Source organism: Aquimarina litoralis (assembly GCF_039523995.1).
Classification (GTDB): Bacteria; Bacteroidota; Bacteroidia; order Flavobacteriales; family Flavobacteriaceae; genus Aquimarina; species Aquimarina litoralis.
In genome coordinates, this window is the sequence record NZ_BAAAGE010000007.1 from 72,955 (window position 1) to 95,826 (window position 22,872).

The 22,872-nt window shown below is 32.8% G+C and carries 19 protein-coding genes; 11 read left to right on the plus strand and 8 right to left on the minus strand.

Features of this window, described 5'->3' with window-relative positions:
- Nucleotides 1-228: 228 nt before the first annotated feature.
- From ABD077_RS23515 to ABD077_RS23525, 3 genes are read left to right on the plus strand one after another with little or no spacing between them, the layout of a single operon-like run.
- On the plus strand, nt 229-1,524 hold the full coding sequence (locus ABD077_RS23515) for a serine hydrolase domain-containing protein (protein ID WP_343914654.1): 1,296 nt from the start codon (nt 229-231) through the stop codon (nt 1,522-1,524).
- Nucleotides 1,521-2,963: an alginate export family protein gene (locus ABD077_RS23520; protein ID WP_343914656.1), complete on the plus strand. Its 1,443-nt coding sequence runs from the start codon at nt 1,521-1,523 to the stop codon at nt 2,961-2,963. Before ABD077_RS23515 ends, ABD077_RS23520 begins: the two co-directional genes overlap by 4 nt.
- A gap of 9 nt (nt 2,964-2,972) precedes the next feature.
- Complete coding sequence (locus ABD077_RS23525) at nt 2,973-3,572, plus strand: hypothetical protein (protein ID WP_343914657.1); 600 nt, start codon at nt 2,973-2,975, stop codon at nt 3,570-3,572.
- Nucleotides 3,573-3,660: 88 nt separating this feature from the next.
- On the opposite strand, the gene ABD077_RS23530 is transcribed toward ABD077_RS23525, so the two are convergent.
- A complete protein-coding gene (locus ABD077_RS23530) occupies nt 3,661-4,116 on the minus strand; it encodes a DUF1569 domain-containing protein (protein ID WP_343914658.1) in 456 nt (151 codons plus the stop codon).
- A gap of 115 nt (nt 4,117-4,231) precedes the next feature.
- Nucleotides 4,232-6,616, minus strand: a complete 2,385-nt coding sequence (locus ABD077_RS23535) for a TonB-dependent receptor (protein WP_343914659.1) — start codon at nt 6,614-6,616, stop codon at nt 4,232-4,234.
- Nucleotides 6,617-6,942: 326 nt separating this feature from the next.
- Between ABD077_RS23535 and ABD077_RS23540 the strand changes: the two genes are divergently transcribed.
- The 5 genes from ABD077_RS23540 to ABD077_RS23560 all read left to right on the plus strand — a co-directional run bounded on the left by ABD077_RS23540 (nt 6,943) and on the right by ABD077_RS23560 (nt 11,167).
- A complete protein-coding gene (locus ABD077_RS23540; protein WP_343914660.1) occupies nt 6,943-8,019 on the plus strand; it encodes a sensor histidine kinase in 1,077 nt (358 codons plus the stop codon).
- 1 nt (nt 8,020) lies between these two features.
- Nucleotides 8,021-8,779, plus strand: coding sequence for a LytR/AlgR family response regulator transcription factor (locus ABD077_RS23545; RefSeq protein ID WP_343914661.1), 759 nt, complete (start codon nt 8,021-8,023; stop codon nt 8,777-8,779).
- 22 nt (nt 8,780-8,801) lie between these two features.
- Nucleotides 8,802-9,827: an SDR family oxidoreductase gene (locus ABD077_RS23550; protein ID WP_343914662.1), complete on the plus strand. Its 1,026-nt coding sequence runs from the start codon at nt 8,802-8,804 to the stop codon at nt 9,825-9,827.
- 1 nt (nt 9,828) lies between these two features.
- Nucleotides 9,829-10,461 (plus strand): DUF2306 domain-containing protein, encoded by a 633-nt coding sequence (locus ABD077_RS23555; protein WP_343914663.1) that lies wholly within the window; start codon nt 9,829-9,831, stop codon nt 10,459-10,461.
- Between the two features lie 235 nt (nt 10,462-10,696).
- Nucleotides 10,697-11,167 (plus strand): hypothetical protein, encoded by a 471-nt coding sequence (locus tag ABD077_RS23560; protein WP_343914664.1) that lies wholly within the window; start codon nt 10,697-10,699, stop codon nt 11,165-11,167.
- A 70-nt stretch (nt 11,168-11,237) separates the two neighbouring features.
- Here the strand turns inward: ABD077_RS23560 and ABD077_RS23565 are convergent, their stop codons facing one another.
- Both ABD077_RS23565 and ABD077_RS23570 read right to left on the minus strand, forming a co-directional pair.
- On the minus strand, nt 11,238-11,669 hold the full coding sequence (locus ABD077_RS23565) for an Hsp20/alpha crystallin family protein (RefSeq protein WP_343914665.1): 432 nt from the start codon (nt 11,667-11,669) through the stop codon (nt 11,238-11,240).
- 208 nt (nt 11,670-11,877) lie between these two features.
- The gene (locus tag ABD077_RS23570) at nt 11,878-12,279 is read right to left on the minus strand and encodes a TerB family tellurite resistance protein (RefSeq protein WP_299899878.1); all 402 of its coding nucleotides are present in this window, start codon (nt 12,277-12,279) and stop codon (nt 11,878-11,880) included.
- A 104-nt stretch (nt 12,280-12,383) separates the two neighbouring features.
- On the opposite strand from ABD077_RS23570, the gene ABD077_RS23575 reads away from it, so the two are divergent.
- Nucleotides 12,384-12,641, plus strand: a complete 258-nt coding sequence (locus ABD077_RS23575; protein WP_299609428.1) for a DUF1456 family protein — start codon at nt 12,384-12,386, stop codon at nt 12,639-12,641.
- An 89-nt stretch (nt 12,642-12,730) separates the two neighbouring features.
- Entirely contained in the window at nt 12,731-14,338 is a 1,608-nt protein-coding gene (locus ABD077_RS23580; RefSeq protein ID WP_343914666.1) for a class I SAM-dependent methyltransferase, read from the plus strand.
- 49 nt (nt 14,339-14,387) lie between these two features.
- On the opposite strand, the gene ABD077_RS23585 is transcribed toward ABD077_RS23580, so the two are convergent.
- Complete coding sequence (locus ABD077_RS23585; protein ID WP_343914667.1) at nt 14,388-14,720, minus strand: hypothetical protein; 333 nt, start codon at nt 14,718-14,720, stop codon at nt 14,388-14,390.
- Nucleotides 14,721-15,040: 320 nt separating this feature from the next.
- Between ABD077_RS23585 and ABD077_RS23590 the strand changes: the two genes are divergently transcribed.
- Nucleotides 15,041-18,289 (plus strand): S41 family peptidase, encoded by a 3,249-nt coding sequence (locus ABD077_RS23590; RefSeq protein ID WP_343914668.1) that lies wholly within the window; start codon nt 15,041-15,043, stop codon nt 18,287-18,289.
- Between the two features lie 149 nt (nt 18,290-18,438).
- Here the strand turns inward: ABD077_RS23590 and ABD077_RS23595 are convergent, their stop codons facing one another.
- The 3 genes from ABD077_RS23595 to ABD077_RS23605 form a co-directional block, all read right to left on the minus strand.
- On the minus strand, nt 18,439-18,951 hold the full coding sequence (locus tag ABD077_RS23595; RefSeq protein WP_343914669.1) for a PAS domain-containing protein: 513 nt from the start codon (nt 18,949-18,951) through the stop codon (nt 18,439-18,441).
- Nucleotides 18,952-19,047: 96 nt separating this feature from the next.
- Nucleotides 19,048-21,519 (minus strand): TonB-dependent receptor domain-containing protein, encoded by a 2,472-nt coding sequence (locus ABD077_RS23600; protein ID WP_343914670.1) that lies wholly within the window; start codon nt 21,517-21,519, stop codon nt 19,048-19,050.
- Nucleotides 21,500-22,861: an HTTM domain-containing protein gene (locus ABD077_RS23605; RefSeq protein WP_343914671.1), complete on the minus strand. Its 1,362-nt coding sequence runs from the start codon at nt 22,859-22,861 to the stop codon at nt 21,500-21,502. The genes ABD077_RS23600 and ABD077_RS23605 overlap by 20 nt, the downstream gene beginning before the upstream one ends.
- Between the last annotated feature and the right edge of the window lie 11 nt (nt 22,862-22,872).

Consider the following 22,872-nt stretch of genomic DNA (forward strand, 5'->3'; position numbering starts at 1 on the left):
GTTTTTTGATTGATGTGATGAATTTAAAAATCAACTATAGTAACTACGATTTTACCTCAGTGTTGCATTTTTCCCAGTTTATTCCCAATAGTACTCTAAACTTTATTTCCCAGAAAGGTTTTATTTAATTCAACTTCGTAAAGCACTGTAAATTAAGTATCTTTAAGAGTAAAAAAGTTCTCGTTCACTCCTTGGAATATATTTTCAAGATTAATCAACTATCATCTTATGAAAAAGGCTTTTCTTCTAACGCTGTTTATACTCATAAACTATACAGTTAACGCTCAAAAATTCCTTAATGCAAAAGACTCGGATCCTAAAATATTAAAATGGATGCAAGGATACCCTCCTACTAAAGAAAAGACAATATCGGCATCTGACGGTAGTTTTTTCAGATTTCCTGCATTGAGATATAGTGTATGTCATATGAGAGAATTTTTACCTACTACCGAGGTGAAATCTGCTTCTTCGGATCGATATCAATTTACCACCAAAATAGACCCTGCAATAGATGAAATTGAATTTATTCCATTAGATAGTAATGAAAAAATAAGTTGGAAGACATCTCTAGATAAGAATTATACCGATGGAATTATCATCTTGCACAAAGGAGTTATTGTATATGAAAGGTATTTCGGTGAATTAACGAAAGATGGTGTACATGCAGCTATGTCTGTTAGTAAAACATTTACGGGCACATTGGGTGCTATACTAGTAACTGATGGAATCTTGGATCAAGAGGCGAAAGCCGTTCAATATATTCCAGAACTGGAAAATTCTGCATTTGGAGATGCTACCATACGGCAAATATTAGACATGACCACAACCCTAAAGTATAGTGAAGATTATTCGGATCCTAATGCTGAAATCTGGTCCTTTTCTGCTGCTGGAAACCCTTTGCCTAAACCAAAATCTTATAATGGTCCTAACAACTATTATGAATATCTTCAAACTGTTCAAAAAAATGGAGTACATGGAGACGAGTTTGGTTATAAAACAATCAATACCGATGCTCTGGGCTGGATTATTTCTAGAGTAACGAATAAAAGTATTCCCCATCTACTATCTGAAAAAATATGGAAACCTCTGGGTACTCATTTCGATGGATATTTTCAGATCGATGGTGCCGGAATTGCTTTTGCTGGTGGTGGGTTTAGCGCAAATCTTAGAGACATGGCCATGTTTGGAGAAATGATACGTAACAAAGGGTATTTCAACAATACCCAAATAATACCTTCTAAAACTGTTGAAAATATTATGAAGGGAGGAAATCAAGAAGCTTTCAAAAAATCTCCTTACAAAACGTTAACCAATTGGAGTTATCGAGATATGTGGTGGATTACTCATAATGAGCATAACGCTTTTGCAGCAAGAGGCGTTCATGGACAAACAATATATATAGATCCTAAAGCAGAAATGGTATTGGTTAGATTCGCATCTCATCCTGAAGCCAAAAATGCAAAAATAGACCCTACTTCACTACCTGCTTATCATGCTGTAGCTAAATATTTATTAGGGAAATGAAAAACTCCATAGGTAGATATAAACATATTTCTAATTTAGTCTATAGCTTTATTCTATTTATAACAACATCGATAACATCACAAGAAAAATCCGATCTCCTATTCTACCGTAAAAATAGCATTACAATTGAAGGTCAGTTACAAGCTGGAGTAAATGCAGTAGGAGAAACCAATTTATTTTGGAATTTAGCAGATGTCCCTGAATTAGACTTTGATTCGGATACCGAATGGTTAGAACTTTATGCAAAACCAGGACTAACTTTTTATCATAATTTTAAATCCAATTCCCATATCTATGCTAAAATATCGGGTGTCGGATCTTACACTTGGGGTGTAGATGCTTTTGATGCAAAAAATACTGGGCGGATAACCTTAGAAGATGCTTATATGGGATATCGTTTTAGGATAACGGATAGTGTTTTAGTAGATGTATCTATAGGATCTCAACCGCTCAAATTAGGCACAGGAATGTTAATCTCTAACGGAGCTTCTAGTGGGTTTGAGCGCGGTGCATTGAAATTTGGACCTAGAAAAGCCTGGCAAAAAACCATATTAGGAAAAGTAAGTGAAAATAAATTCAATAGTACATTCTTTTATTTAGCACCAAATGAGTTACCTTCTAATGATACTGATAATGAATTAGCTGGTTTAGACGTCAATTATTTTGTCTCCAAAGAGAGAGATATAGGTTTATCATACATACGAGTAATAAATTCTAAAGCTCCTTATCCTCAGGCTGCACCAAATGGAGAAGGACCTCCAACTATTACTGCAGGAGATAGAAAAAATCTAAATGCTCTAAATCTATATTCTAAAATAAATCTCTTAGGTAAAAGTTTACACAAATTATCCTTAGGAATGGATGTTGCGTATCAATTCAATCCTACGATAGATCTTTCTTCATTAGGAGGGCGATTGCAACTGGCCTATCTATTTCCAAAGGTATCCTGGAAACCAACATTAATGTATTCTTATCAATTCTTTTCTGGGGATAATCCAGACACCAATAATCAAGAACGATTTGATCCACTATACTTTGAAGGCTCTCCAAGTTCATGGTCCACAGGATCCAAATCCTCAATGGTATTCATTAATTCTAATGTACAGTCACAAGGCATAACATTTCAGGTAAGACCTTCGTCTAGTGATATTATTACATTAAGATATGCTCATATTGCCGCTCAACAATTACGAAGTCCTATACAGTTTGGACAAGCTGCGCGAGTGGAGTTTTCTAATGAAATCCCTACCGTGATTGCTGGAGTAACCAATTCTCATTTAGCAGATGATGTATTTATAGAGTATAATAAAATTATTGGCAAACATTTATTCTTCAATGCAGGATTTAGCATTTCTTTTCCTGGTAAAGGAATTCGAAATATAACGAATTCAACCTCTAATTGGACAGGAGGATTTCTTAATTTTGTAATAAACTATTAATTCGACTAAGTGATTTTTTTTAGAAACATATTTAAAAAGCGAACTAAAAAAATCATTCCTACTCTTCTGTTTTCTGGAATTGGAGTGTCTGAAATTAATGAGAAAGATATTTGGGTTTACAATTATCCTTTTGAACCTTCCTTTGCATACCCCGAAAAAAGAATTAGCGCTAAAGATATTGTCTCTATCTGTATTGCTTTTGGTACCGCTAGAGTTATTCTAAAAGAAGATATCATTTTTATTGCTGCAGAAAAGAAAGATGATTTAAAAACATTTGCTCACAAAAACAACATCCCTTTATCAGCATATAGTTGGAACTGGGATTGGATTCTAGAACCTTATTTAGATACCGAACTAACCGAAGAGTATCAACAACAAGTACAAGTCTTACTTTTAGAAAATGGTTTTAGTCTCAATGAAGTACAAATGATCAGAAAAGAAGTCGGAAAACAGATGTATCGGTATAACTTCAGTACCATGTTATGGGAATGGTGTAGCCTATCATTGCCAGATGTTCTATCTGCTATGAACGCTTTATATACTAAAGAAAAGTTTAGAGAATTTTATAAAAAAGCTCTTGAAATAGAAAAGAGAAATAATACATTATGATTATTTCTCTTTTAATAATATAAATTCTTAATCTTCTGAGTCCCAATTTACATTAATTTTCATTGCATATACCTGCAAAATAAACTCATTATCTACTCTTACCCAAAATATCTCGAATGATCTTTAGATGATGTTTGGTATGGATTTTTAAAAAATATTTCGCCTGATCTTTATTTAATTGACCAAAAACAGGATGGATAAAATTCGCATTTTCATCTAATTCTTCGAATTTAGAAAAGTGTATTCTTGCCTCTTCTAGTTGTGATAAAATGTTCTCTGTCTTAATATCACTTGGAGGCAAAACTGATGCCGGAGATTTTCCTTTTCCTCTAGGTATAAACCTAAATAAAAAAGAAATACTGCGCCATACATTAAAACGCTTCTCATATACCGTGGGATCCGAATTTTGAAGAATCGTATGAATCTTATTTATTACTTTGAGGATATGATCCAAATGCCAAGCCACAGTGACATTAGAAACCTGACTATTACATCGATCTCTAAATTGAATCAAATAAGCAATATCTTGTAACTGGTTTTCCATATAACCTATTTAACGTCCAAACTGCTAACTCGTCATATCCCCAAAAAACCAAGTTACAGATATCCCCAAACGTAAATAATGGTTATCTCATTGTGTTTCATATCAATTATTTATGTTAAAATTCAAATCGATATCCAAAATCAGGGAAAAATCCTATCTGATTTACCTCATCTACATTATTGGTTAATCGATTATATCGTCTGGCAAACAAATTCTCATTGGCAGTTACATTCTGAAGATCTACATAAAACTGATGTGAAGTTTTCTTTTTCTTACTGTTTATTTTGTAGCCAAACTTTACATCCCAACGAAAATATCCATCATTCTGTTCGCTAAATGCCAGATCTTCTTGTAGCACTTCAAAACCTGCAGCTTGAGAAGCAGTTAAATCGACAGGTGTAAAATAACGCCCGCCAGAAAAAGTTACTCTTGTATCAAAAAACAATACATCTTTTTTTGTATTACCCATTGTAAATTCTTTTCCTGCCAGTAAATTCACTACATATCCATTATTGAATGGCGTATTACGTTCGATACCATCACTTCCTTTATATTTACTTTCAAATAAGGAGGTAGTTAATAAGCCGTAGTATCCATTCTTAAAAAATCGTTCTACCGTCAGTTCAATTCCCTGATTAAATCCGGTTCCCTCATTTACAAGAGAAACTCTATCATTATCAAATCCAAAATCTGCTCCTTCGGTTAATGAAGAATAACTAGACGAAAATGGTTCTACTGCTGCATTATTAATATCTTGATAATACACTTCTAATTTAGCACGCCAACTGCTTCCTAATTTCACGTCATATCCTAGTACATAGTGATTACTTCTCACAAAATCCAAATCTTTATTAGACTGCACTATGGTTCCGTTTATTTCTTCGTTTAAGAATAATAGCGGTAATGATACGGGTTGATGATGTAATCCATAACCAAAACTCAAACGATGGTTTTGTGATACTTTATAATTAAGTCCTGCTCTTGGTTCTAAGACAAATTGCTCATTAAGAGAACTATATTGCCCATGCAATCCGGTATTTAACGTAAGCTTTTCGGTAAGTCGAAACTGTCCTTGGATAAAAGGTTGAAATATGGTTAGGTTTTCATCGATATCACGAAATGTGAATATATCAGGATCACCATCATTATTGAGATCTGGTTGCTCTGTTCTATCTCTAAGTAAGGATGTTACTCCTATATTCTCTACCAAAACTCCTGTTCGTATCGTGCTTCTACTACTAAGCTTTGAATTAAACAATGTAGAAAATGTAAATCTATTTTCGGTATTATCCGCTTCTGTAAAAAGAATTGTTCTTTCTTGTGGAGTATTTTTATCAATAAAACGATCAGCTACGAAATCATTTCCTGTAAAAGATCCGGAAAGAATTGTTTTTAGGTACGATTTATCAGTAATATTAATTTGATGTTTTACTCCTAAAACTCCGAAACCAGATTCTACAAAGGTATTTTCATCTTCTGCTGCAAACAAATCATCTTCATCAATGTCATCACCCAAAAAGTCAATATTAGAAAAACCTATTATTCCAAATAGAGAGAAATTACCCAACTTACTTTTTCCAAAATCAAGATTAAAAGACACATCACTATAATTAGGTGCTGCAGAGGTTCCTCCTGCTCCTACTCCTAATAATCCTACTAAGGAATATCTTCCTGCTACCAAAAACGAACCGTTATTTTTACCTAATGGTCCTTCTGCCATTGCCTCGATTCCTGTAAAAATTCCAACTTGAGCGGTGTATTCATAATCATCTTTATTTCCTTTTCTAAAACCAAGATCAAATACACCTCCAATAGCATTTCCGTATTCAGAAGGAAAAGCAGAGGTTATAAAATCAGAATTCTTTAGCATATTAGGGTTTAATGCTGAAACAGGGCCACCAGTAGTGCCTAATGTACTATAGTGATTAGGACTAGGAATGGGTACTCCTTCTAATCTCCAAAGCAATCCTGTAGGTGAATTTCCTCTGATAACTACATCATTTCTACTATCATCAGGAGCAGATACACCTGCAAAATTGGCTGCTAGTCTACCTACATCACTCCTACCACCAGAAAAACGTGTTACCTCTTCCAAACTAAATTGCCGAGCGGATACAGAAGTAAGCTTATTGATTGCTCTGGATTTATTAGTATCTGAGGTAATAATCACCTCATCTAATCGATCAAAAGCCTCTATTAGCGAAACATTCACCACAGCATCTTTCCCAGAAGTTACCACTATATTTGGTAAGGTTATCGATTCAAAACCAATATAACTTACTCTAATTATTTGTCTACCTAGTGGCACGTTTTCCAGGGTAAAGTATCCATCCAAATCTGTAATCACGCCATTGGTTTCATCTGTATTTAACAATTCTACGGTAGCACCTACTAAAGGGGTTTCTGATTGTTTATCAATAACCAATCCTTTTATAGTACCAGTTTGCGCATTCAGGAAGGAAATACATAGTAATGTACATAATAGCATTAATTTTTTCATCTCTTTTATTTTTAGTCAGATAGAGTTTCTCATTAATCATCTTTATAAATACTTATAAAATGATTATTGTTTATTTCTTATCTTTTTGATTTTACTCAAATCTGCTAACTACTTCAGGATGAACAAAATTAAATTAGTAGAGTCGTCGTTTTTACTTTTGAAGTGTATAAAACCTTCTTTGAAGCTGTTTTAACGGTTTAACCTCAGCCAATTTTCAGATAAAATGACTTTTACTACAGTTCAGATCGTTTTTTGACAATTCGCTGAAAACGAATATTCAATTTGATCCATTCTTACGTATCTTTAACTGTACTATTACATACTATATGTTCAAAAAGACTACTTTAAAAAAATTAGGGATACGATTTATCATCATTAATGTGGTATACTTTTTAATAAAGCTTACCATAGTGCATGATGAGAAAGATTCCATTTTTGATGCACCTGGTGTATTTTATTATAGTAGTGCTTTTTTCCTATTTATGCTCGCTTGGGAAAGCAATGATTGGCTGGTAAGAAGACAAAAATCCAAAAATGGTGGTGGTCTTGATATTAAACAAGGAATACAAATATTACTAATTAATCTAGCCATATGTCTTCCAATTTCCGCATTGGTATATTATTTGGCTATTTTTCAATTTGATCAGATCTGTCAAATAGATGCTGATGATCCGTGGTTACGATTTAGAATTGATTTTTTCAGAGCTGCTATTCTAGGGTTTGCTCTTATTATTTTCAATTTGTTTTATCATTCTTTACAACAGAAAAAGGAAATGGAGAATAAGATGAATGATATGCAAAAGGAAATAATGACCTCTAAATATAAATCCTTAAAAAATCAGATCAGTCCTCATTTTTTATTCAATAGCCTCAATACCTTAACATCCTTAATGTATGAAGATAGAGATCTAGCTTCTGATTTTGTTTCCAGACTCGCGACCTGTTACAGATATATTTTGGACAATCGGGAGGAAGATCTTGTAAGTTTAGAAAAAGAACTTAATTTTTTAGATTCTTTCATCTTCATGATGAATGTAAGACACGAAGGCGCTCTTAGCATTACTACGCATATATCAGTAAATCCCAAAGATTTTGTTATTCCGACGCTTTCTCTTCAAATGCTCGTAGAAAATGCTCTAAAACATAATTATTATTCTAAAGAAAAACCTCTTGAGATCACTATTATTTCTGTTGAAAACACCAGCTTAGTAGTACAAAACAATTTGCATGTTAGAAAAAGAAAAGAAGAATCCACTAAGTTAGGATTAAAAAACATTGAAAAGAGATATTCTTTTTATACAAACGAAAACATAAAAATAGAAACGGAGAATGGATATTTTAAAGTAACCATTCCTTTGCTACCAAAAAATATGAAAGATGTTTCTATTGTAAAAGTATCCTAAGATGAAAGCAGTAATTGTAGAAGACGAAAACTTTGCCTCTAAAAGATTAGCTTCTTTAATAGAAGAATTGGCTCCTGAAATTAACATCATAGGACAAATCACCTCTGTAGAAAATGGGAGGCAATGGTTTGAAGATAACCCAAAACCTGATTTGATATTTCTGGACATTCAGTTAAATGATGGATATGGTTTTGACATTTTAGATATGCTAGAAGATCATCCTCCTGTTATCTTCACAACTGCGTATAACGAATATGCTATAAGAGGTTTTAAGTATAATGGACTCGATTATTTACTTAAACCTATTGACAAAAATGACCTAAACAACGCCTTAAATAAATATCGAAAATCGAAATCTAACAACAATGGGATTTTTGATGAACAAAAATTAGCTAACATCAAAAAACTATTCAATAAAGAATATAAAAAACGATTTATGATAAAGGTTGGTAATCAGTTCAATACGTTTAGTGTGGATGATATTGCCTATTTTAAATCAAACGAAGGATTAATTTTCCTGCACTCTCACACAGGACAGCAATACCCTATCGAGTATTCTATTGATCAACTAGAAGAAATTCTCGATCCTGTTCATTTTTTTAGAATCAACAGAAAATTTATGATTTCTGTAAAATCTGTTATTGAAATCCATAGTTACTTCAATAGCAGATTATTACTAAGATTAAAACCTCAGGAAGACGAACAAATTATCGTTTCTAGAGAAAGAACCTCAAATTTTAAAAAGTGGTTAGATCTCTGATATCATTAACAATTATCAAAACATGGACACCAAAAAAGTATTATTAACAGGAGTAACTGGTTTTTTAGGATCACACACTGCAATCCAATTATTAAATAAAGGCTATAAAGTAATTGGTACACTCAGGAATTTAGATCGCGTTTCAGAAATTAAAAAGGTAATAGCCCAAAACACCGAATATGTTGATAATTTAGAATTCGCTGAGGCGGATTTATTAGATGAAGAAGTATGGTATGATCTCGTTAGCGAAGTTCAGGATATTATTCATATCGCTTCTCCTTTTCCTAGAGAACTACCCAAAAACGAGGATGATCTTATTATACCTGCAAAAAATGGAACAATACATATTTTAAAAGCAGCTTCAAAACATGGATTAAGAAGAGTTGTTCTTACCTCATCGTCTGGAGCTATTATCTATGGGAAAGATAAAAACAATAGAAAAAGTACATTCGATGAAAACAACTGGACAGATATTCATAACCGGTTAGATTCCACACCATATTTTAGAAGTAAAACAATTGCAGAAAAAGCTGCTTGGGATTTTATTAAACAAGATACTAGTGGATTAGAATTAACCACTGTATGTCCAGGCGCAATTTTGGGACCGATATTAGAGAAAGATTTTGGGACTTCTGCGAATATTGTGATTAAAGCTTTAGATGGCAGCTCTCCAGCGATTCCAAGAATTGGTTTTGATATGGTAGATGTTCGATCTGTAGCAGATTTACACATCAAAGCTTTGGAAGCTCCAGAAGCTGCGGGAGAACGATTTGTATGCTCAGCAGGATATATGACTTTTAAAGAAGTGGCTAATATTCTAAGAGAAAACTACCCTAACAAAAAAGTCCCTAAATTTACTTTACCGGATTTTGCTGTTCGTCTATTTTCTAATATCGATAAAACCATCAAACCTATTCTAATAGACTTGGGTACTGAACGAAAGGTGAGCAACAACAAAGCTATTAAACTGTTAGATTGGAAACCAATCCCTGTAAGAGAAGCTATTTTGGCATGTGCAGAAAGTGCTATAAAACTCAGTTTAGCGTAATATGAAAAAAAGTATAAGAATTCTAATTATACTATGCTGTATTCTCATTGGTTTATATCCTTTTTCTTATTTTATAATACATCGAGAGTTTGGTCTACTTAGCACTAAAAAACCAAAAGTGCTTTTAGATCTCGCTTGGAATATTTCTTTTTATTTTCATATTGTACTTGGCGGAATTGCTCTATTAACGGGTTGGATACAGTTCAGTGAAAAAATTCGTAGGAGTAAAATCAAATTACATCGCTTTTTTGGAAGAATCTATATCATATCCGCATTGTTTAGTGGTTTAGCAGGAATCTATATCGGCTTTTTTGCAACTGGTGGGATAGTAGCTTCGTTAGGTTTTATTAGTCTTGGAGTACTATGGATCTTATTCACTTTTATTGGATTTAACCATATTCGAAAAGGGTTAATTAATACCCATAAAAAGTATATGTTTTATAGCTTTGCATGTTGTTTTGCTGCAGTTACTTTAAGAATATGGTTACCTCTACTTACGCTATCATTTGGTGATTTTATAATTGCGTATAAAATTGTTGCCTGGTTATGTTGGGTTCCTAACTTAGTAATTTCCCACTTGATAATACGTAATAATAATCTTAGAAATAGTAAAATTCCTAAGTCTATATCCTAATGATTTTTAAATATTTATAAGATTTTTCCTTCAAATTATTACGGGAAAATCTCACAAAATTATACACAGACAAAGCATACAACTTTATAATTAATTTAGTAATTTAGTATTTCACAAATTCGAATGAGCAATTCTTGTTCATTCATCTCTCACTCAAACATTTATAGAACATTTTTTTAGGGCTTAGCATAATAAATTGCTGAATATAAATTAGTATTAATATAAAACATCCCCTATGAAACTAATTTTACTATCCCTATTTACCAGTGTTTTTGCCATTGGTGAACCTAAAACCAAATTAGTTGCCAATGTAGAAGGAATATTTATTACCTCTACGGATCCCATTTCTGGAAGAACCCTAATGATAGAAGAAGATGAATATTCTGTTTGGGTATATTTATTAAACAAAGACAAGCAAGGAATTGATTTTGATGGTTTTCTTTGTTCTGTAGTAGATCCCGAATCTATAACTATAAGTCCGCAAGAGGCTACCAAAAATGGAAATGCTCCACCATTAACTACAGACTACGCTAATAAATATAGTTATATTAAAAATTTAAAATCAAAGGATATCAAAATCTATTGGAAGCAAAATAGAGTTGAAATCAAGTTGAAAAAAGAAATTTATCTTATCATGGATTTACAAGATAAGATAAGTTACTCGAAAGCATTATCCCAGGACTGTTACTACGGAAACAGCTTATAAATACCAAAAACGCCCTCTAGTTTAGAGGGCGTTTTACGTAACATTAACTAACTAACTTAAGTCTCACAACTTATGAAATTTCTATAAAGCGCTTTGGCTGTACCTTTGCTTCTTCTTTTTTAGGAAGTTTTACCAATAATACTCCACTATCATAAGAAGCTATAATCTCTGTAACATTAACAGTATCAGGCAAATTAAATGATCTCTTAAATGTGCTGTAATTAAATTCTTTTCTCGTGTAAGAGTCTTTTTCTTCTTTTACTTCATTTTTCTTTTCAGAAGAAATCGTTAACACTTCGTTGTCTAATTCGATATTAAAATCTCCTTTTACTAATCCTGGCGCTGCCAACTCGATAACAAATTCATTATCATTTTCCTTTACATTAACAGCTGGTGTATTGAATCCTATTTTGTGTTCGTTAACACTCCCTCCAAACCAATCAGTATTAAAAATATCATCGAAAATAAATGGTAATCTGTCTGTTCTTTTTATTAAACTCATTGTATTTTATTTTTTAAGTTATTCTAGATTTAAATTCGATATGTATATAGCAAAATGGATTCCATTACATTTTTTGTGTCATTTTGTCATTTTGCCTATACATAAAACTGACTTTTTGTCAAAAACATACTATTTTCCGTGACAAAACCGCATAAAAAAACCTTCAGATGATCCTGAAGGTTAGTTCAAAGAAGTTTATTTTTCTTCCCTAGTTATAGAATCTAGAAAAAATAGCAATCAGTTCATTCGGAGGAATCACCTTATTTGGATATTTGTGCATTTCCTTTAAAACAGTATCAATAGCTTCTGCCCTTAATCCCATATGCAATCCCATTTCCCTTATCTTATCTATTTCCGCCGGATTGGTTTCCTGATCAACATTCATCAGCAACACCAATCTATGAAACTGAAGTATTCTTTGGGATTCTGGCTGTAAGTTCTTTTTCTCTGCATTGTTTCTTACCAAATATCCAATTTCCTCTTCAGTAACATCCAACTGCGAAGCTACGGCCAATATAAAATTATACTCTTCATCTTTAATCTCTTTATCTGCTTTTGCAAACTCAATCATTTCTGACAATAAACTCAATTTCTCCTCCTTGGTATACATATGTCTTCTAAAATTTTAAGAGTACAAATATCTTATAAACATATTTGTTATGAAACATAGAAGGATATCTTTTTTGAAGTCAATTAAAAAAGTACCTTTGTCCCATGGGTTTAACAAACAATGATATTTTTAAGAAATTACGAGTAGCTCACAAACTACGTGATGACGAAATCGTAAAAATTTGTGCTTTGGTTGATTTTAAAGTTTCCAAAAGCGAATTGGGTGCCATTTTTAGAAATGAGAATCACCCTAAATATATGGAATGTGGTGATCAAATTTTGCGTAATTTTCTCAATGGACTTATTATTCATTTACGAGGTCCTATGCCCGAAAAAAAACCAAAGCCACCTTCTTCTAAATAAGCCAAGGTTGTAGCAACTTATGAAATAAATGCTTAATTTGGGTATCTCAGTGCTATCAATAAACTCAAACATACACCAATTAAGTATCTATGCTAACAAAAGAAGAAAAGCAGACATTCCGAGAAGAGTTATTTAGACATTTAGACGGAATAACTATCGCTCCGGTAGCTTATTCTCTTCTAAAAAATGGGATTACGAACCATATTATTGATCATTCGAAATTATCAGTAGTAGAAATCTCAGAACGTTTTAAAGGCAATTCGGGATATATTAATGTAGCCCTTAGGATGTTATCTTCACAAGGATGGTTAGACTATACTATCGTAGATACTATCCCTTATATTTCTGTAAACGAAAACACCAAAATAGCTTTTGAATATTTTAAATTGTATGAAGGTGTTGTTGATCTTTTAGCATATTCAGGAAAGTTTCATCATCGAAAATTCGAATTAGAACCTTTCCGCAAACTCGAGAATCTATTTCTTGAATTTGAGAACTCCTTTAACATTCAACTTTCCGAAAATGAGACCACCAAAACTATACAAAAACAAATTCTAAAACACATCGAAGGAATTCTAGTTGGCCCTACTATTGTTCATTTAGGTATGGGAGGTATGTTTCATAAGTACTTTATGGAAGCTTCCTTTAGTGCAGATGAGTATCATAAATTTCCTGAAAGCTTTGATACAATCCTTACGTTTCTAGCAAATCTGGGATGGTTTAGTAAAAATAACGACCATTACACTTTTACTAATAAAGGTTTATTTTTTGCTAAAAGAGCAACAGCTTATGGAGTAACTGTTTCTTATATTCCAATGTTTCGACAAATGGATCAGCTGCTATTGGGAGATCCAACTATTTTATGGAATACCGAAAAAGATACCGATGAAACTCATGTAGATCGAGAAATGAACGTTTGGGGAAGCGGAGGAGCACATTCCACTTATTTTAAAAAAATCGACGAAATCATCATCCGTTTATTTAACAAACCATTAGATGAACAACCAAAAGGAATTCTAGATATGGGATGTGGTAATGGAGCTTTTTTAATTCATCTTTTCGACATTATTGCTACCAAAACCTTAAGAGGAAAACATCTGGATGATCATCCTTTATTTTTAGTAGGCGCAGACTATAACAAAGCTGCGTTGAAAGTGACAAGAGCTAACCTTATCCAGGCAGATATATGGGCTAAGGTAATCTGGGGTGATATTAGTGATCCTGATCTATTAGAAAAAAATCTAAATGAAAATTATAAGATTGCTCTCAAAGACTTATTATCTGTAAGAACCTTTTTAGATCATAATCGAATTTGGAGTGAACCAAATACTCATTTAGATAACCCAAGCCTTTCCACTGGAGCATTTGCTTATAGAGGGAAATTATTATCTAACAATGATGTAGAAAGAAATTTAAAGGATCATTTCAAAAAATGGGAACCTCATATCGCAAAATTTGGGCTTATTGTTATAGAGCTTCATACAATTCCGCCAGAAATTACATCAAAAAACATAGGAAGAACTGCAGCTACAGCTTATGATGCAACTCATGGTTTTTCTGATCAATATATTTTAGAAATAAATTCTTTTCTAAAAATCATAGATGAGGTTGGTTTACATAGTCATCAGGATTATTTTTCTAAATTCCCTGATTCAGACCTTGCCACAGTTAGTATTAACTATATCACTGGAAAATAAAAAATCCCGGGTGATGAATCCGGGATTTTAACTTTGTACTGTTTACTATTTAAGAAGCGACCACTCTTACTGGCATTGTATAAAACTTAACACCTGTAGTGGGTTTAGCTTCTAACTTCTGATAGTTTAATCTGCTCTTAATAAAACCTTCAACCATATTACTGTCCGAATCCACAGAGAGTACTACAATTTCACCTTTATCATTTAAAGTAAAAGTAACACTCGCTTCGATTTCATCCTCCACCTTGAAAGATGGATTCTCTAGCAATTCTTTAATCTCACTTGTAAAATTAGTCTCTGATTTTGTTGGTTTTGTACTCGCGCTTGCAACACTACTGATTGCGAAAGCCACTGCTAACAGCATAACATTTAATTTTTTCATTCTATTCGTTTTTATTGATTTATGCCTATAAGACGACCAGAAATCAAAGAATGTTACACCCTAAAAACATCTTTAACAGCAGATTAACAAACTAACAAATAACAGTTTGCGGAATTTTCAACCTAACAAAAATGCATCTTTTATCGATCTTAAAGGGCCTGCACTATAACCTTATGAAACTATTATTTTGTAGTAATTACATCATAAAATATTTAAAAACCTGATTATTTTAAATTTTGATTAACAAAAACCAATTGATAAAAACTTAATTTCATCAACCGTTATTCACAAATCACATAAATTATCATCAATCACCACTCATGAAAAAATTAAATTCAGCTTTTCACAAAGTACTCTTTGTAGCAATCTTATGTTCTTTTAAATCTTATGCCACGGATCCTAATGACACCAGGATGCTGCATACACCAGCAATTAGTCAATCCCACATTGCATTTATATATGCAGAAGATCTTTGGATTGCTAAATCTGACGGTTCTCAGCCTCGAAGATTAACGATAGACAAAGGAATTGAATCCAATCCTGTCTTTTCACCTGATGGTAAGGTCATTGCTTTTAATGCAGAATATGATGGTAATACTGATGTATTTACCATTCCTGTAGAAGGAGGAATTCCGAAAAGAATCACTTGGCATCCAACAAGGGATATGGTTTTAGGTTTTACTCCTGATGGCTCCTCGATATTATTCAATTCTCAAAGAGCTATTCATACAAATAGATATTCAAAACTTTACACTATTCCAATTAACGGAGGTTTTCCTACCGAATTAGAAATACCAAATGCGTGGCATGCTACGTATTCCCCAGATGGTCAGTATATGGCATACACTCCGATAAGAGAACGTTTTCAGCAATGGAAAAACTACAGAGGAGGTACAACTGCTAATATTTGGTTGTTTTCGTTTAAAGACAAATCTATTGTTAAAATTCCTCAACCAAAGGGAGGAAGTAACGATGTACAACCTATGTGGGTTAATAATACTGTATACTTCTTAAGTGACCGAAATGGTGAATTCAATTTATTCTCATATGCTACAGATTCCAAAAACATAGAACAATTAACTCAATTTAACCAATTCCCTATCATTAATGCAGATTTAGGGGATAACAAAATAATTTTTGAACAGGCTGGCTATCTACATACCTATGACATCAATAGTAAAGCAGTTTCAAGATTAAGAATAGGAATCTCAACAGATCTTTTAGAATTACGAGAACGATATGTAAATGGTTCCAGATATGTTCGTTCTGCAGAAATATCTCCTTCTGGAAAGCGAGCTGTTTTTGATTATAGAGGAGAAATCATAACAGTTCCCGAAAGTAAGGGTGATCCAAGAAATTTAACTCAAAGCCCTGGAAGTCATGAGAAATATCCTGCGTGGTCTCCAAATGGAAAACACATCGCCTATTTCTCGGATAGTTCTGGAGAATATGAATTACACATTAAATCACAAGATGGTAAAGGTGATTTAAAAAAGTTCACAATACCTGGTACTGGATTTTATGCTTTCACCAATTGGTCTCCAGATAGCAAGAAAATAAGCTTTTCAGATAATGGTAGAAATTTATACATACTAGATATTGCTTCCAAAAAAGTTTCTAAAATTGCCAACGATGAATATTATGTTCCTGGTCCTTTTAGAAACCTATTTGGAGATTGGTCGAATGATTCTAACTGGATTTTGTATACAAAAATCATAGATTCTAATTTTGAGCAAGTATTTTTATATCATCTACAAGATTCAAAATCCTATCCTATAAGTGATGGATTGAGCAATGCTTCTAATCCTGTTTTTGATCCTAGTGGAGATTATATTTATTTCTTTGCTTCTACAGATGCTGGACCAGTTGTAAACTGGTTTGATCAGTCTAATCAGGATATGAATTCTACAAACTCCATTTATCTAACTACACTTAGAAAAGATATTATCTCTCCCTTTGCCAAAGAAAGTGATGAAGAAGAATCCAAAGAAGAAGAAAAATCATCAGAAAACGAAGAGGCAGAAAAATTATTAAAAATTGATCTAGATGGTATTCAAAATAGAATAATCGATCTTCCGATACGGGCTGGTAATTATTACGGATTAGATTCTGGTGAAGCTCACAAAATTTTATATGTTTCTTGGAACCCATTAGATCGTTCAGCACCTTCTTCCCTTCATCAGTATGACTTAAAAGAACGTAAAGATGCTAAAGTTATGGATCTGGATGATTATGTTATTTCTGCAAACGGCAAAAAAATGCTTTATCAAAAAAGAAATACTTGGGGAATTACAGACATAGGAAAAAAACCAAAAGCGGGAAAAGGAATCCTAAAAGTTGATGGTATCGAAGTAAAAATGAATCCAACAAAGGAATGGAGAAATATATTTGAAGAAGCCTGGAGGATAAATAGAGATTATTTTTATGATCCTGGAATGCATGGTTCTGATTGGAAAGGTATGAAGAAAAAGTATGAACAATTTTTACCACATTTATCATGCAGAAATGACCTTAATAGAGTCATACAATGGATGTGTAGCGAACTATCTGTAGGACATCACAGACTGCAAGGAGGTGGAGAAAGGTTAAACACCCCAAAAAGAATTCCTGGTGGTCTTCTGGGAGCAGATTATGAAATAAAAAACAACAGATATCGGTTCAAGAAAATTTATGGTGGTTTAAATTGGAATCCTAATTTAAGATCTCCACTAACAGAACCTGGCGTATTAGTTAATGAAGGCGATTATTTATTAGCTGTAAACGGAAAAAATGTAGAAAGTACTACAAATCTATTTAGCGCCTTTGAAAATACAGCCAATAAAATCACTGAAATTACTGTTGGGCCAAATTCTAGTTATAAAGACTCTAGAGTAGTAAAAGTAACTCCTATAGAAAATGAATACAGATTACGAAACAGAGATTGGGTGGAAGGCAACCTCAAAAAGGTTCATGAGGCTACTAATGGACAAGTAGCTTATGTTTATGTTCCTAATACAGCAGGAGCTGGTCATGAATACTTTAAGAGATATTTCTTTCCGCAGGCAAATAAAAAAGCTATTATCATTGACGAACGTTTTAATGGTGGTGGACAAATAGCAGATTATTATATAAATCTATTACTAAACCCTTACCAATCGCATTGGAATTTTAGATATGGTAAGGATCTAAAAACTCCTAGTGCTTCTATTCAAGGACCAAAAGTAATGATCATCGATGAAACTGCTGGATCTGGTGGAGATATGTTACCATGGATGTTCAGAAAGTTTAAAGTTGGGCAAATGGTTGGTAAGCGAACTTGGGGAGGTTTAGTTGGTGTTTTAGGATTTCCAGAATTCATCGATGGCGCTAGTGTCACCGCTCCAAATGTTGCCATCTGGACAGAAGATGGGTTTATTGTAGAAAACGTAGGAGTAGCTCCAGATATCGAAGTGGATCAATTACCTTCTGAAGTAATTAAAGGAAAAGATCCTCAATTAGAGAAAGCGATAGAGGTGGTTTTAAAAGAGTTGAAAAACAATCCACCAAAAGAATATAAAAGACCTCCTTATCCTAAAAGAGCTAGCAATTAAAATTAATAAAATTCAATAATTAGAGACAACATAATAATTTACTGATGTGAGTTTAAAACAAATAAAGACTGTTTTAAACTCGCATTTTTTCTATAAAACTTAATTTCCGTAAGAATGTGAGGGTTGCATAAGCCGAATAAAATGAAATATTAAGCAGCCTGCTCAAAAGCAATATAATTAATCAACCTACCTTTCTTATCTCGTACTGGATATCCTTTGATATGACATAAATAAGTAGATTTATCTTTTTTGTAATTTACAATAGACACCTCAAAGGATTCTTCGTTGTCTATTGCTTGTCGAATAGTTCTAGAAATGGTATGATCAGTTTGCTCCCCTTGAAACATTTTAGGCGAATTTCCAATCACTTCTTCCGGAGTATAACCACTCATTTTCTCAATATTACGAGTAGCATACACTATTTTAAGTTCTGGGTTTGTAATGACAATCACAGATTTTTTGTGAACTAATTCATTATGATATACATTTTCGAAATCCCATTTCTTGGTAATCTTGCTTAGATTGTCAAGATCATTTTTAAAATTTTGTAAAAACCAATTGTGCTCACTATAAAACTCCCAACTCGTAAGTGGCAAAATAAGAGATGGCACAGAAGTGTAATATTCTGCCATCATGTTGTCATATCCTTCGAACTCCTTCATATTGTTGGTTTTGGGCAAATGTATTGATTTAATTAGGATTAATTAATTGAACAAAAGTTAATTATACAAGTAAACAAAAGTTAAATACTATATAAATTACCACTTAAACTGCAAAGTAGTGTACCAAGTTAAAGGCTCTGAAGGAATAATTCCTGGTCCTGGATATCCAGTAGCTCTTTGTGTAAAATAACTTTCATCTAATAGATTATTAATACCTGTTTCTAGTTTAAACATTTTATAGGTATATGACAACGAAAGGTCTAAAATTGAATATGCTGGTATTGTTCCTATAATACCATTTCTACTATCTCCATCTAAGGCAGCAGAAGCGTTAGAAACATCTGTAAACTGTTCGGAGACGTATGTATACTGAAGGCTAGAAAGAAAATTCTTGTAACCAAATTTCAATCCGGTTTTAAGATTCACTTCTGGTATAAACTCAACTTTATTACCTTCTACTCCAGCAAGATCCGATGCTGTATACTTGGATGTGGTTAATGAAGTATTAGCAAACAAACTCAATCTGTAATTTTCATTATCTGCGGAGAACGTATTCCAAATATTCCAATCTACAAAACTCTCCAGTCCATAAATAAAAGCATCTCCAATATTTCCTCTTACACGCTCTGCTCTATCATTAAACACAATACCAATTCTATCATCATACACTAACCCAAAAGCACTTATATCATAGGATAACATATTATTTAATCTACCTCTAAACCCAATATCAGCAGTAAATCCTTCTTCATCTCCAATATTAGGGTCTACTCTAAAAGTAGGACTCACCACTCTAATATCACTAAATGTAATAGACCTATAATTCTGTGATACATTGGCGTATATTTCTAAAGAGTTATTTAATTTATAACTTGATCCTATTCCAAAAAGAAAAAAAGATCTTTCTAAATCTCTATTATCGGTTTCTTCTGTATTAGAAATTGGATTTCCAGCATTATCAAATATTACATTGTTAAAACTTCCCTCACTTTCTGTTTTAATATATTCAAATCTAAATCCAGGCGTAACAGAAAATTTATCAGACAATTTGAATATATTCTCTCCAAAAACCGATGCATTTAAATTTGGAAAGTCAAAAGAAGATTGATTTGGATAATCTGGAAAAGTTTCATCTTGGAAATTAAAATCTGATCCTGACCCAAGTCCTCCCGATCCCTGTCTAGAATCATTTAAAGCTTGATAATACTTTGATCCTATCAAGAATACGGACTCTGTATCCAATAAAATATATCTGGTTAGCAATCTAGCTTCTGCTCCCCAATTCTGAAAATTATCTACGATAAGATCTCTGGAGTTTACAAAATTACCCGCTCCATCTACTTCATCTACGTCTGTTATAGGATTTGTATTTAAACTACCTGGGATTCCTCTAAAACCAACAGCAGATCTAGACGCATCTAATCCAAATAGATTAATACTAAAATCCGTCTTATCCGAAAATTGATGCTCTAACTTTAAGGAAAATAACTTCCAATTAACATCAAACCAATTTCTAGTTCTATTACTAAACGTAGGATCTATATTGAATTGTGTGTCTGTTAAACCACCAGGTTGCTGCGCTAAATAATCTAAATATGTAAACTCACCAATTAATTTGGTTCTATCAGAAAATTGATAACCCAAATGCGCATAAATATTTTTAGAATCAAATTCGGAATTAGGTCTAAAACCATCTCCTCTTTTGTAATTAAAATAAGTGTAGTAACTAAACTTTCCAACGGTACCACCTAAACTATTGAAACTAGTAAATAAATTATAAGAACCTAATGTTTGTCTAGAAACCAATTCGATCTTTTTATTGGGATTTGGTCTCTTCATTTTAAAATTTAACAATCCGCCAAACTGCGTACCATATTGAAGCGAAGCAGCTCCACGCACTACCTGTATTTCCTCAATAGCTTCAGCAGGAGGTGTGTAGTAACTTTCTGGATACCCTAATACATCTGCACTAATATCATATCCATTTTGTCGTGTATTAAAATTAGAGGTCCGATTAGGATCCAATCCTCTACCACCAATATTTAGCTGTAATCCACCAACACTATTTTCATAGATATTCAACCCTGCTACTTGTGCATAAATCTGTCTGGTATTATTGGAGGCTAAATTACCTTGTACATTACTTAATAAAACCACCTCACTTTTTTTACCTGCATAAATAGCCGTACCTTCTACTGGTTTTAATTGTTTAAGTCCAAAAACTTTTTCTCTACGTTGTGTAATTACCACTTCCGATAATTCTTCTCCTAACGGCTGTAAAACGAGACTAATTTCTACATTATCAGAAACGGTAATCTGTCTTTCTAAAATTTCATAATCAAAACTAAAAACAGATAGATAGCAAACCCCTTGTTCTACATCATTAAGTTCAAAACTACCATCTATTCTAGTAACTGTTTGATCACCATTGGATCTATTATAAACCTCAGCACCTTGAACAGGTTGGTTATTTTGATTTTTTACAACCCCTTTAATACTATACTGCCCCGACACAATAGTTGTTATAAGTAAAAAAAAGACAACTACTTTACAATCCTTTAATTTCATCCTTAAATGGAATAATCCATGTTTTATGTTTAAATGACTCTTTTTGTTTTCCCAGATCCACATTAGGATCAATATATTGAGTACTTAACCGACCGTTAAGCGCTACGTAACTTTCTACAAATATTTGCACATTTTGGTGCCCTTGTTTTTCGAAATGTGTTTTTAGATAATGCGCATACTCTAAAATAAAATCTGGCTGCGTTGCCATTTGTTTTTGCTGAAATGCGGTTAAAAAATCATCATTATCCACATAAAATCGTTTGCCTGTTTCAGCATTCACAATTTTAAAATTAGCATACCCTGCCTTTTCCATAAGCATTACTCTCCAAGAAAAACGATACCCCTCTTCAGTCCAAAACAGTTCTCCAGGATATAGTAAAAATCGAAACGGCAAAAGTAATTGAATCACAAAAAACAACCCTAGTACGTTAGTAATTATTTTGGTCTTATTTTGAGTAAAAACTAGAGATCTATTACTATCAAAATAGTCTTTATTTATCCTTATTATTTTAGATATCCAACCTAATATTCTATGGTGTACTTGTGCTCCAAAAAAAATGGTAGCTCCAACAATCATAATATAGGGGAACATACCTATCGGAAAAAGTACTCTGGTTAAAACATGAAAAATAACAACCAGACCAAATGCTACAACCCTTGTTTTTCTAAATAATAAAAGAAATGGAATAGTAAGATCATAGATCGCACCAGAATAACTAAATACATAATGCATCCATTCTTGCTGCATTAAATCTCCAATTAAAGGAATGTCATACTTAGAAGGAAGCCAAATTTTAAGAGGCATCGCACGTACTAACCAATCCGAATTGAGTTTTGCCAAACCTGCATAGAAATACACAATTCCTATCAGTAATTTTAAGGCATCTATAGTCCAAACGGGTACTTTCTGAAAAGACTTCCCTTTTATTTTAGCATCAAGTGAATAGTATGCATTTGCCGGCAAAAAAATAAGTAAGAAACTAAGAATGCTTATAAAATAATAGTGATTTAGATAAGTGGTCTTATCCATCAACTCTATATAAGTAAAACTTAGAAAAAAGGTGATAATTGCTACTCTATATTGATATCCTAGCATTACACAAATACTAGCCATAGCACAAACACCAAAAATAAGATATGTATAATTACCGATTGGCTTTATAAAATCCAATCCATAGTATGAAAAGAAAAAACTAGGCTTAATATACAATTTATCTATCCATCCATAACTCCAAAAACGAATAATACTGATCAACATCATCAACCCAAAAAAAATACGAAAGACTGCAAGTGGTGCAGCCTCCGTATATTTTTTTAAATATTCGTTTCGTTGATGTATCATACAATACTGAA